This is a genomic window from Polymorphospora sp. NPDC051019 (assembly GCF_040683055.1).
Classification (GTDB): Bacteria; Actinomycetota; Actinomycetes; order Mycobacteriales; family Micromonosporaceae; genus Polymorphospora; species Polymorphospora lycopeni.
Window position 1 is genome coordinate 25,943 of the sequence record NZ_JBFBCH010000033.1, and the last position, 12,187, is coordinate 38,129.

The 12,187-nt window shown below is 71.3% G+C and carries 8 protein-coding genes; 3 read left to right on the forward strand and 5 right to left on the reverse strand.

The genetic code is table 11. The features are described 5' to 3' along the window. Positions 1 to 118 precede the first annotated feature (118 nt). Both AB0M79_RS34120 and AB0M79_RS34125 read left to right on the forward strand, forming a co-directional pair. A complete protein-coding gene (locus AB0M79_RS34120; protein ID WP_364222199.1) occupies positions 119 to 1,336 on the forward strand; it encodes a multicopper oxidase domain-containing protein in 1,218 nt (405 codons plus the stop codon). A gap of 55 nt (positions 1,337 to 1,391) precedes the next feature. Then, the gene (locus AB0M79_RS34125; protein WP_364222202.1) at positions 1,392 to 5,381 is read left to right on the forward strand and encodes a ThuA domain-containing protein; all 3,990 of its coding nucleotides are present in this window, start codon (positions 1,392 to 1,394) and stop codon (positions 5,379 to 5,381) included. Between the two features lie 76 nt (positions 5,382 to 5,457). Here AB0M79_RS34125 and AB0M79_RS34130 read toward each other — a convergent pair whose 3' ends face one another. From AB0M79_RS34130 to AB0M79_RS34145, 4 genes are all read right to left on the reverse strand, one after another. Then, the gene (locus tag AB0M79_RS34130; RefSeq protein ID WP_364222205.1) at positions 5,458 to 6,201 is read right to left on the reverse strand and encodes a ThuA domain-containing protein; all 744 of its coding nucleotides are present in this window, start codon (positions 6,199 to 6,201) and stop codon (positions 5,458 to 5,460) included. A 50-nt stretch (positions 6,202 to 6,251) separates the two neighbouring features. Beyond that, entirely contained in the window at positions 6,252 to 7,400 is a 1,149-nt protein-coding gene (locus AB0M79_RS34135) for a tetratricopeptide repeat protein (protein WP_364222208.1), read from the reverse strand. A gap of 85 nt (positions 7,401 to 7,485) precedes the next feature. Then, positions 7,486 to 7,851 carry a helix-turn-helix transcriptional regulator gene (locus AB0M79_RS34140; RefSeq protein ID WP_364222211.1) on the reverse strand — a complete coding sequence of 122 codons (366 nt, stop codon included), beginning with the start codon at positions 7,849 to 7,851 and terminating at the stop codon, positions 7,486 to 7,488. Positions 7,852 to 7,939: 88 nt separating this feature from the next. Then, positions 7,940 to 9,151: a S8 family peptidase gene (locus tag AB0M79_RS34145; protein WP_364222214.1), complete on the reverse strand. Its 1,212-nt coding sequence runs from the start codon at positions 9,149 to 9,151 to the stop codon at positions 7,940 to 7,942. A 251-nt stretch (positions 9,152 to 9,402) separates the two neighbouring features. Here AB0M79_RS34145 and AB0M79_RS34150 point away from each other — a divergent pair, with 251 nt between their 5' ends. Further along, positions 9,403 to 10,647: an MFS transporter gene (locus AB0M79_RS34150; protein ID WP_364222217.1), complete on the forward strand. Its 1,245-nt coding sequence runs from the start codon at positions 9,403 to 9,405 to the stop codon at positions 10,645 to 10,647. A 145-nt stretch (positions 10,648 to 10,792) separates the two neighbouring features. On the opposite strand, the gene AB0M79_RS34155 is transcribed toward AB0M79_RS34150, so the two are convergent. Then, complete coding sequence (locus tag AB0M79_RS34155; protein ID WP_364222219.1) at positions 10,793 to 12,184, reverse strand: FAD-dependent monooxygenase; 1,392 nt, start codon at positions 12,182 to 12,184, stop codon at positions 10,793 to 10,795. Positions 12,185 to 12,187 lie beyond the last annotated feature (3 nt).

Below are 12,187 nucleotides of genomic sequence, written 5' to 3' on the forward strand. Positions count from 1 at the left end.
GCCGCAACGGCGGCGCACCACCGCCGGCGGCGGACCGGAACACCCGCCGGCCGGCACCGCACCGGCCGCGACCACGCCCCACCCGCCGACCCCGGTCGGCTCAGGATTGGAAACGACCTTGACGACAGAGACGATCGAAGAACGGTCCAGACCGGCCGGCTTCCTGGGCAGCAGTGCCAGCCGGGCGGCGATGGTCCTGGCCGTCCTGCTGGTGACGTTCGCCGGCGCCGGCACGGCCTTCGCCCTCAACAACAACACCACTCCGGTCGCCGCCGGCCCGCACGACGGCCAGCGGCCCGAGGGCTGCGTCGCGCCGGACCGCCAGTTGCAGATGTACGCGGTGGAACTGCCCCGCGACCCGGTGATCAACCAGATCCGGCTCGGCTACGGCCTGACCCCGGAGACGGCCTCGTACCCGGGCCCGACGATGGAGATGATCGAGGGCGAGTGCCTGGCGATCACCCTGCACAACCAGGTGTCGGCGGAGACGCTGTCACAGCTGCGCACCAACCCCACGCACCCGCTCGGCGTCTCGCTGCACGTACACGGCGTGAAGTACACCCAGGACTCCGACGGCACCGTGCACAGCGGGTCGTTCGTGGCGCCCGGCGAGTCGCGGACCTACACCTGGTACGCCAAGCCGCGCAGCTCCCGGACGGGTTCGCCGGGCACGGCCGGCTACTGGTGGTACCACGACCACGTGGTCGGCGGCACCCACGGCACCCAGGGGCTCAACTCCGGCCTCTTCGGCGGCCTGGTGGTGCGCCGGCAGGGCGACGTACGCCCGGACCGCACGTACGTCACCGCGTTCGGCGACCGGCAGAGCATCAACCTGCGGCGCGGAGCGGCGGCGGACAACTGCGACCTGGAGAACCCGGTGCCGGGCCCGGCCTGCTTCGTCGCCAAGATCGGCGAGCGGGTCGAGTTCATCGTCATCGGCATGGGCGACGACATGCACACCTGGCACGTCCACGGACACTCGTGGGCGGACACCCGTACCGGGATGGTGGCCGGCGACAACAAGGCGCTGGTCGACTCGATCCCGGTGATCGACAACAAGACCCTCGGACCGGGCGACTCGTTCGGCGTGACGATCACCGCCGGTGACTCGGTGGGCCCGGGTCACTGGATGCTGCACTGCCACATGCAGTTCCACTCCGACCTGGGCATGGCGACCACGCTGCACGTCCTGGACGAGAACGGGCAGATGCCGCCGGGTGGCCACCAGCACCGGGAGATCGTCAACCGGACGCCGCTGAACAACGGCGGCTCCACCGACGGCGCCCCGGCGGCCGGCGGCGACCAGTCCACCGACCCGCACGCCGGGCACCGCTGATCCGTCCGTCCCCACCACCCCCGGCGTGACCCGCCGACCCCCGTAAGGAGCAGGAATGGCCGACAGACGCCATTTCAGGATTCCCCGACCGACAAGACCGATCCGTCCCGCCGTCGCGGTCGCCGCGGCCGCCACCCTGCTGGCCGGCATGCTGACCGTTCCGGCCGCCACCCCCGCAGCGTCCGCGGCGCCGCCCACCTGGGGCAACCGGGTGGTCAACGTCCTGGTGTTCCACGGACCCGCGGCCGAGCAGGCCGACCCGGTGAACCGGGCCACCAACATCATCCGCAAGCTCGGCAACGAGCACGGCTTCTACGTCCACCAGTCCGACGACCCGAGCGTCTTCAACCCCGAGAACCTGGCCCGCTACCGCAGCGTGGTCTTCCTCTCCGCCAACGGGGTGACCCTCAACGACACGCAGGAGGCGGCCTTCCAGGCGTACGTCAAGGGCGGCGGCGGCTTCGTCGGCGTCCACGACGCCGCGTACGCCCAACCGACCTCGGAGTGGTTCACCGGCCTGATCGGCACCCGGCCGGCGCCCAGCCTGCCGCCGTCGGAGAAGGTCGTCGAGGCCACCGCGAGCGGCAACAACCCGCCGAACGAGACCGCGCAGCACGCCTTCGACGGTTCGACGGGCACGAAGTGGCTGACCCGTACCACGACCGGCTGGCTGACCGGCAAGCTCGCCGAGCCGAAGGTGATCAGCCGGTACGCCCTGACGTCGGCCAACGACTCCCCGGGCCGCGACCCGCGCAACTGGACCCTGCGTGGCTCGAACGACGGGCAGAACTGGACCGACCTGGACAGCCGCAGCGGGCAGACGTTCCCGTCCCGGTTCCTGACCCGGCAGTTCTCCTTCGAGAACACCACGGCCTACCAGTACTACCGGCTGGACATCACCGCCAACAGCGGTGAGCCGATGATCCAGCTCGCCGAGCTGTGGCTGATCGGCGCGCAGGCCGGGCCGGCACCGGAGAGCCAGGTCCAGGAAGCCAAGGTCAACGTCACCGACCGGAACCACCCGGCCAACGACGGACTCCCGCTCACCTGGACCCGCTCCGACCAGTGGATCAACTGGGACCCGAGCCCGGTCGGCCGCGTGCACACCATCGCCCAGGTCGACGAGACCAGCTACAACCCCGGCCTGAGCGGCAACGGCCCGTTCCACCCGATCTCCTGGTGCCACGACTACGACGGTGGCCGGTCCTTCTACACCGGCATGGGCCGCACCGAGGCGAGCTGGACCACCGACACCCGGTTCCGCGACCACCTGCTCGGGGCGATCCAGTGGACCTCCGGCACGGTCCGCGGCGACTGCAAGGCGACGATCGCCGCCAACTACCGGGTCGAACGGCTCACCACCACCAACCAGTCCGGCCAGATGGACCAGATCGGTGAGCCGCACGGCCTCACCATCGCCCCCGACGGCACGGTCTTCTACATCGGTCGGGGCGCCTGCGCGTCCGGCCCGATCGTCGACTGGGCGAACGAGAACGTCGGCCGCGGCTGCGGCACCATCCACCAGTGGGACCCGCGGACCAAGCAGGTCAAGCTCCTGACCACGCTGGCGGTCATGGGCAACCGGGGCAGCGGCAGCGAGCTGGTCAAGAACGAGGAGGGCCTGCTCGGCATCACCCTCGACCCGAAGTTCGCCGAGAACGGCTGGGTCTACGCCTACTGGATGCCGCACGAGTCGATCGACCGGGAGAAGCGGATCGGTCAGCGGACCATCTCCCGGTTCACCTACGACCGCGAGGCCGCCACGATCGACCAGGACACCCGCAAGGACCTGCTGAACTGGGACACCCAGATCCACAGCTGCTGCCACGCCGGTGGCGGGATGACCTTCGACAACGAGGGCAACCTCTACGTCGGCACCGGTGACAGCAACTCGTCCGGCGGCTCCAGCGGTTACTCCGGCAACAACTGGACGCAGGAGTACGCGGGCATCTCCTTCCAGGACGCCCGCCGCACCTCCGGCAACACCAACGACCTCAACGGCAAGATCCTGCGTATCCACCCGGAGGCGGACGGGACGTACACGATCCCGGAGGGCAACCTCTTCACCGGGCAGGAGGAAGGCGGCGGCAAGACCCGCCCGGAGATCTACGTCATGGGGGTCCGCAACCCGTCCCGGCTCGCCTGGGACCCGGTCAACAACTGGCTGACCGCCGCCTGGGTCGGTCCGGACGCCGCCGCCCCCAGCCCCGAGCTGGGTCCGGCGAAGTACGAGACCGCCACCATCATCACCTCCGCCGGCAACCAGGGCTGGCCGTACTGCATGGGCAACCGGCAGCCGTACCGGGACCGCAGCAACACCGACGCGACGGTCCTGACCGGCTGGTACGACTGCGACAACCTGAAGAACGAGTCGCCGCGCAACACCGGCCTGGTCAACATCCCGCCGGCCCGGGACAACATGATCTGGTACTCGCCGCAGGGCGGCGGACCGGTCTACCCGACCCGCAACGACGGCAGCGGACTGCCGTCGTACGTCACCGGTGAGGAGACGTTCACCCGTCCGTTCCTGCGTGGTGGCGGCCAGGCCGTCATGGACGGGCCGACCTACCACCGCTCGAAGGTCGACACCAACAGCGGGGTCGCCTGGCCGGCGTACTGGGACAACAAGTGGTTCATCGGTGACCAGTCGAACTCCGGTAACCGGGTCGCGGTCACCGTCGACCCGGCCAACGTACCGAGCCAGGGGGCGCCGGCCTTCGCCGAGGACCTGCGGGCGATCATCCCGGGCGGCAGCGGTGGCGCCCAGCTCCAGTCCTGGATGGACGCGAAGTTCGGCCCGGACGGCGCGCTCTACATGCTCGACTACGCGGGCGGCTTCTTCAGCCTGCACAGCAACCAGAAGCTGATCCGGATCACCTACCACGGCGGGGCGGAGACGCCCGGCCCGGAATACGCCTCGGCTCGGGTGACCGACCCGAGCCAGCCGCGTACGGTGCAGTTCTCCAGCCACCGGGTCGGCGGTGTCGCCTGGGAATGGACCTTCGGCGAGGGCAACCGGACGTCGAACCAGCCGCACCCGACGTTCACCTACAGCAAGCACGGCAGCTACCAGGCCAAGGTGAAGGTCACCTACGCCGACGGCGAGGTCGCCGAGCACACCGTCCAGGTCGACACCGGTTGTGTCGCACCCGACTCCCGCGAAACGGTGTGGCTGCTCGACAGCGACACCGAGGTGGCGAACCGGGAAGTCGGCGGCGGCTGCACGATCAACGATCTGATCGACGACGAACGGGAATGGCCCAACCAGGGTTCGTTCACCAGCCACCTCGACGAGCTGGTGGCGGCACTCACCTCCACCCGCGTGATCAGCGCCGAGGAGGCGGCCGCGCTTCGCGCCGCCGGTGCCGCGTCGCCGATCGGCCGGACCGCCGGCTACAAGCCGCTGTTCGACGGTACGGCGTACTCGCTGGCCGACTGGCGGCAGGCACCCGGCGGGTCGTTCAAGGTGCACCCGGACGGCACGATGAGCACCTCCGGCGGGCTCGGAATGCTCTGGTACGCCAAGGAGGAGTTCGCCGACTACTCGATCAAGCTGCGGTTCCGGGACAGCTCACCGGGCACCGTCCGGGCCAACAGCGGCGTCTTCGTGCGGTTCCCGGACCCGCGTACGCCGCTGGAGGAACGGCCGGCGGGCAGTTGCGGGACCATGGGCTCGGCGCGTACCTCGCCGGCCTGGGTGGCGATCTTCTGCGGCCACGAGATCCAGCTGTACGACGGGGAGACCGGCGAGACCCAGAAGACCGGCTCGGTCTACAACTTCCAGCCCAACAACCTGGAGCAGGCCCGGACCACCCCGAAGGGGGAGTGGAACGACTACGAGATCCGGGTCGTCGGACAGCGCTACACGATCATCCGCAACGGCGTGACGATCAACGTGTTCGACAACGTCCCGGGCAAGCAGTCGTCGCGGGCCGGTGACCCGTCGACGGATCTGCGCCAGTTCACCAGCGGCTTCGTCGGGCTGCAGAACCACGGCAACAACGACGTGATGGAGTTCCGCGACGTCAGGGTGCGCAAGCTCTGACCGACCGGCGGGTGCCGGGTACGGGCGGCGGCCCGTACCCGGCACCCGCCGTGTGTGGGTCCTGTCGGAATCGCGGCTAGGCCCTGAACCAGTCGCCGCGGACCTGCGGCGAGCCGGCCGGCACGCTCGGCGACGGCACCGGATTGTGCGCCCAGCGGACCGCGTTGGCCAGCACCCGCCGGATCTGCGGATGGTGGTAGACCGGGTAGAGTTCGTCGCCGGGGGAGAAGTAGAAGATCCGGCCGTTGCCGCGGGTGAAGCAACAGCCGCTGCGGAAGACCTCTCCGCCGGTGAACGAGCTGACGAAGACCAGCTCGTCGGGTTGAGGGATGTCGAAGAACTCCCCGTACATCTCCTGCTGCGGAATCTGGATGGGGTGCGGCACCCCTCGCGCTATGGGATGGGTCGGGTTGACGGTCCAGACCAGTTCCCGTTCGTCGGCCTTGCGCCAGCGCAGGTTGCAACTCGTCCCCATCAGCCGCGTGAAGATCTTGGACAGGTGACCCGAGTGCAGCACGACCAGGCCCATGCCGGCCAGCACCCGCGCCTGGACGCGGGCGACGGTTTCGTCGGTGACCCGGTGATGGGCCTTGTGGCCCCACCACAGCAGCACGTCGGTGTTCTCCAGCAGCGGCTGCGGAAGACCCTGGCCGGGCTGGTCCAGCGTGGCGGTGGTGACGGTGGTGTGGCCGCCGAGCAGGTCGCGCAGCCCTTCGGCGATCGTGGTGTGCAGCCCGTGCGGGTAGATCCCGGCGACCGGGCCGCTTCGCTGCTCGTCGGTGTGTTCGTTCCAGACGGTCGCGTGGATGGCTTCTGACACCGGGTCGGCTCCTTCGACTGCCGCTCGTCACGGCTGCGGGTGTGCGGGCTTCAGGTACGTCCGGCCCACCGGGCACCCAGGCGCCGCCGCATCGCCCGGGCGCTCGCCCGGTATCCGATGGCGTCGGCGGCATGGCCGAGTTCGTGGTAGACCTCGGCCAGGGTGTCGAGACTGTTGGCAAGGTCGGGGTGGTCGGTGTCGAAGAGGCGCAGGCGCATGGCCAGGCCCTCCTCGGCGTGCCGGCGGGCCTGTTCGAGATCGCCGAGCATGCGTTCGTCCTCGGCGAGATTGTTGAGACTCCGGGCGACGTCCCGGTCGTCGGCCAGGTGTCCGCGGCGGCGGAGCCCGCGCCGGATGTCGAGCGCCTCGCGGTCCAGCGGGTGCGCCTGGGCCGCCTCCCGGCATCCCCGGTGGTCGCTGGCGAGGCTGGTGAGGCTACGGGCCAGGTGCTCGGCGGCGTTGTCGTCGCCGTTCGCGTACAGGTCCCGGCGGACCCGCAGGACGTGCGCGTCGAGGACGAGTGCCCGGCGGAACTGCCTCATCTCACGCAGGTTGTAGGCGACGTTGTGATAGCCGTCGGCGAGCTCCGCGAGGCTGAGCCGGCCGGCCCGGTGCAGCCGCCGGCGGATGCCGAGCGCCTCCCGGTGGAGGTGGAGGGCCGTCTCGGGGCTGATTCCGGTACGGAGCAGGTAACGTGCGGTTCCCAGCAGCAGGTCGGCGCGCTCCCGGGTGTCGACACGCTGCTCGCGTACCTGCCGCAGGACCGCCTGGACCCGGCCGAGCAGCGGGGTGCAGGTCGACCAGTCGGCGGGATCCAGCGGATCCCGGGGAAAGACCGTGATCAGGTGGCCGGGAGAACTGGTGACGATCAGTTCACGGCCGATGGTCCTGGCGGTCCGTAGTACGCCCAGGCCGTGCCGCAGGCCGCGGCACAGCCGGGTGACCGGACGGAGTTCGGTGTCGTGAAGGATGTCGTGCAGGACGGCGAGCCATTCGGCGACCTGGTCGTCACGGATCTCCCTGGGGATCTCCCGGGGCAGGCGCCGGGCGGCGAGGCGGACGGGTAGCTCGGGCAACTGTGCCAGCCGGCCCCGGATCTCCTCGCTGGCCAGGTCGCAGAGCACGGCGACGACGACGGCGGCCAGGAGGGCCCACACGATGTCGATTCCGTCGGTCAGCTGTTCGAGAAGCCCGCTCATCTACAGCCCTTCTCCCGAGGGTGCGATTGCCTGACTTGGCTCGGGCCCGGACCGGTGCCGGGCGTGGTGGCGCGGCGTTTCCGTTTCAAACGTCGTCGGCGAGACGCGGGGCCCAGGCGGGACGTCCGTCCCGGTGGGGCGGTGCGTCCGATACCGCGGCCGTCGGTCGGAGCTGCTCGGTCAGCGTGACCAGTTCGCGGCGGGCGGCGTGCGCGCCCTGTGGGCTGAGCCGGTAGAAGTGGCGGGCTGGTCGGCCGGCGGCGACCGGGTCGATGTCCTCCGGCTCCCGGATGAGCCACCCGGCGCTCTGGAGGCGGGCGAGGATGGGGTAGAGCTTGCCGCTCGGGAAGCCGGTGAGCCGCATCAACTCGTAACCGTGGTGGGGTTGGGCGACGTCGTCCAGGAAGATCCGCAGGACCCTCGCGACGGCGACGGTGACTCTGACGGTCATGAGTAAAAGGCTTACATAGGGTCGGAGAGGTGTCAACGGCCGTACGTGGCGGGCCGGGGTCGGGTCGCCCCGACCCCGGCCGGCGTGCCTACAGCGAGCGCTTGTTGAGCAGGCGGTTCGGGGTACCCGACAGGCTGCCGGTCACCACCCCGACGGTGGCGTTGTTGACGATCCAGGCGTGCACGGTGGCCTGGCTCGCGTCGCCGTACGTCGCCTTGTAGAGCACCGCGATGCCGGCCGCGTGCGGCGTCGCCATCGAGGTGCCGTTCATGCTGCCGGTCCGGTTGCCCGGAAGCGTGGAGACGATCGCCGAGCCCGGTCCGTAGATGTCGACGCACGGGCCGACGGAGGAGTAGGTGGCGCGGGCGTCGGTCGACGTGCTCGCGGCCACGACGAGCGAGGCGGTGAGGTTGCGCGGCAGCCGGTCGCAGGAGTTGCCGCCGGTGTTGCCGGCCGAGGTCGCCAGGAAGACGCCCGCGTTCATCATGTTGGTCAGCGCGGTGGCCAGCGTGGCGCTGTACGTCATGTTCCACGAGGTGTTGGCCACGGCCGGCTTGATGTGGTTGTTGGTGACCCAGTTGACCGCGGCGACGGCGCCCGCGGTGCTGCCGCCGCCGGCGCAGTTCAGCCACTTGACGCCGTGCAGCCGGACGGACTTCGCCACGCCGTACGAGGTGGCGCCGATGGTGCCGGCGACGTGGGTGCCGTGGTTGTTGCAGTCGGTGTTGTTGGTGTCGACGGAGTTGAAGTCGAACGAGGCCCGGCCGCCGAAGTTGGGGTGGGCGGGGTCGACGCCGGAGTCGATGATGTACGCGTGCACGCCGGCGCCGGTCGCGTTGTAGGTGTAGCTGGCCGACAGCGGAAGGTTCGTCTGGTCGATGCGGTCGATGCCCCAGGACGGCGGGTTGGTCTGGGTGGCGTCGAGCACGTTCTCGTGCCAGGCGTTCTGCTCGATGCTCACCACGTCGGAGCTGTGCGACAGTTCCTTGACCTGGGCGGAGGTGAGGTCGGCGGCGAAGCCGTTGACCCCCTTGCCGAAGTCGACGCTGGCGTTGGCCTTCAGGGCGCGCAGGGCGACGGACGGGTCGGCGCCCTCGCGGAACGTCACGAGGTAGGAGCCGGGGATCAGGGTCGTGTTGCGGTCGACGGCGGGGGCGGTGATCGGGACCGCCGCCGCGCGGTAGGCCGCGCCGGCCGCGGCCTGGGCGGGGGCTGGCAGGGCCACGACGGTGGCCAGCGTGGTGGCGGTGGCGGCGGTGAGAGCGAGCAGGCGTGGGCGCCAAGACCTCGTGGGGGGCACTTATCCTCCCGATAAACCGGACGTCGTACTGATTTACGACGGTGAGTGTCGAGAGAATACATAGATAACGTTACATGAATCAATCCGTGGTGCGCGGTGCCGGCCCAGGTGCGGCCTTCGGCACGGGGCGGATCCCCCGTCGCCGCGCGGATAATGATTTGCGGATCTCGCTACGGAACGTAGCGTCCACCGCGCGCAGAGCCGCCCGTACGGCGTGGCTGGAGTATGTCTCACGAGAGGCTCGTCGGAGCATGACAGTCGGGCGGACCACGACGACGCCGGCGCGCAGCCGGGGCGGGGCGGTGCTGATCGGCGCCCTGGTGGTCGACTCCATCGGCAACGGGTTGTTCCTGCCGCTGGGACTCATCTTCTTCACCCGGGTCACCGACGTGCCGCTCGCCCTCGTCGGCGTACTGCTCAGCGCCGCCAACCTGATGCAGCTGCCGGTCCCGCTGGTCGCCGGGGCGCTGGCCGACCGGTTCGGGGCCCGCCCGCTGGTCGTGCTGGCCCAGGTGTTGCACGCGACCGGCTACCTCGCCGCCGGGCTGGTGACCGGCCCGGCCGGCATCCTGGTCGCGGCCGTGCTGACCGCGCTCGGCGTGCGGTTCTTCTGGTCGACGATCTTCACCCTGATCGCCGACTACGTCGACGGCCGGCCCGGCACGACGAGCAGGGACTACTGGTACGGCTGGGCCAGCATGTCACGGACCGCCGGCCTGGGCATCGGTGGCGTCCTGACCGGAATCGTCATCGCCAGCCCCGACACCGACGCGGGTGTCTTCCGGATGATCGCGTTCGGGGCGGCCGCCTGTTTCGCGGTCGCGGCGGTGGTCATCGCCGTCGCCGTACGGGCACCGGGGGGCACGGCGCACGGTACGGTGACCCTGGCGGGCTACCGTGAGTTGCTGCGCGACCGGCCCTACCTGGGGCTGATCGGGGTCAACGCCGTCTTCGCGCTGTCGACGATCATGCTGGCCCTGGCCCTGCCGACCGTGGTGGTGATCCAACTCGACGCGCCGGCCTGGCTGGTGTCCGGCATCCTGGTCGGCAACACGGTCGTGGTGTCACTGGTGACGGCGCCGGTCGTGCTGCGGCTACGGCCGTACCGGCGCACCCGCGTCCTCGCCGTGGCGGCGCTGCTCTGGGCGTCGTGGAGCGTGCCGCTGGCGCTCCTGCGGCCCGGACAGTCGTGGTGGGTGGTGCCCGTTCTGGCCGGCGCGACCGTGCTCTACACCGCGGCGTCGGTCGTGCACGCGCCGGTCTCGGCGGGCCTCGCCGCGGCCGCCGCACCGCTCGCCACCCGCGGCCGCTACCCGGCGACCTTCCAGTACTCGTTCACCCTCGCCGAGATCGTCGGCCCCGGCTTCTTCACCACGCTCTTCGCGATCCGGCACGGGCTGCCGTGGCTCGCGCTCGCGGCGCTCAACGGCCTCGCGGTCGTGGCGCTGCTGACCCTGGAGCGGCGCCTGCCGGCCCCGGCGCTGCGCGACGGATGACCGCGCCGGACGCCCGGTGACGGCGCCGCGCGGCCAGCGACCACGGCGCCGCCCGCGACGGTGCCACCGGCTGCTGCGGCCGGCGGCGACGGTGCCACCCGCGCCGGTGCCGCCGGCCGTTCCGGCCGGCGGCACCGGCGCACCGTCAGTCCGTGCCCAGCATCGCCCGCTCGGCCGCGGTGAACGTCGGACCGTCCGGCGCCGGCCGGCGCGGCCCGAGCAGCGTGGCCAGGGCGACCCGCGGCCGGACGAGCCGGTTCGCCTTCGCCGAGAGGGTGAGCACCTCGACGAGTTCGCGGGCCACGTCCGGCCGGTCCAGGGCGGTCCGCATCAGCCGGGTCTGGTAGCGCCACAGCATCCGTTCGGCCCGCCCGGGTGGGCGGCCACGCGCCCCGGGAAACCGTACGTCGGTGCCGGTGGCGTGTTCCCACGCGGCCGACGCGGTGGCCGCGATCCGGCGCTGGACCGTACGCGCCAGCCCGGTCCGCGGCCCGGCCCCGGCCAGCGCCGCGCCGAGGGCGGCGGCACCGTGCGCGGCGACCGACATGCCGTGGCCGTACACCGGGTTGTAGCTGGCGACGGCGTCGCCGAGGACCACGAATCCGTCCGGCCAGGCGGGCAGGCGTTCGAAGCGGCGCCGGCGGTTGGCGGTGCTGTTGGTGACCGTGACCGGGCCCAGCGGCTCGGCGTCGGCGATGAGGTCGGCGACGACCGGGTGCCGCATCCCACGGGCGAAGGCGACGAAGTCCCGCTCGTCGGCCGACGGCCGGCCACCGCGGGTGCCGGAGAGCGTGACCAGCCACCGGCCGTCCTCGATCGGCATCAGGGCGGCGGTCTGGCCGGGCCGGTCCTGCCCGGGGTCGGCCTGGATGTTCACGATCGGGAACCGGTGCGCCGCCGCGGCCGGGGCCCGGAAGACGCGGGTCGCGTACCGCAGTCCGGAGTCGACGACGTCCTCGGCGACCTCGGGCACGCCGAGCGACCGCAGCCAGTGCGGGGCGCGGGAACCCCGGCCGGTCGCGTCGACGACCAGACCGGCGTCCAGCGTCCGCCCGGTGTCGTCGTCCAGGTCCTCGACGCGTACGCCGGTGACCCGGCGGCGGTCGCCGCGTAGCCCGGTCGCCTCCGTACGGTCCACCAGGCGTACCCCGGGCAGGGCGAGCACCTGCTCGCGGACGACCCAGTCCAGCAGCCCGCGGCTGCAACTGATCACGAAGTGGTCGCTGGTCCAGCGGGGCAGCCAGCCGCCGGGAAGCAGCATGACGTAGCCGTCCGGCAGCCCGATCCGGTGCGCGCCGGCGGCGAGCCACCGGTCGGTGGTGCCGGGCAGGATCGACTCGATGATCCGGGCGCCGCTCGACATCAGGACGTGGGCGTGCTGGCCCTGGGGCAGGCCGCGCCGGGGCCGTGGTCCGGGTTCGAGCCGGTCCCGTTCGACGACGGTGACGTCGCCGATGCGCGGGTGCCGGGCGAGTACGGCGGCGGCGAGCAGACCGGCGATCCCGGCGCCGAGTACGACGGCGGGTGTGGTTGCCATGGC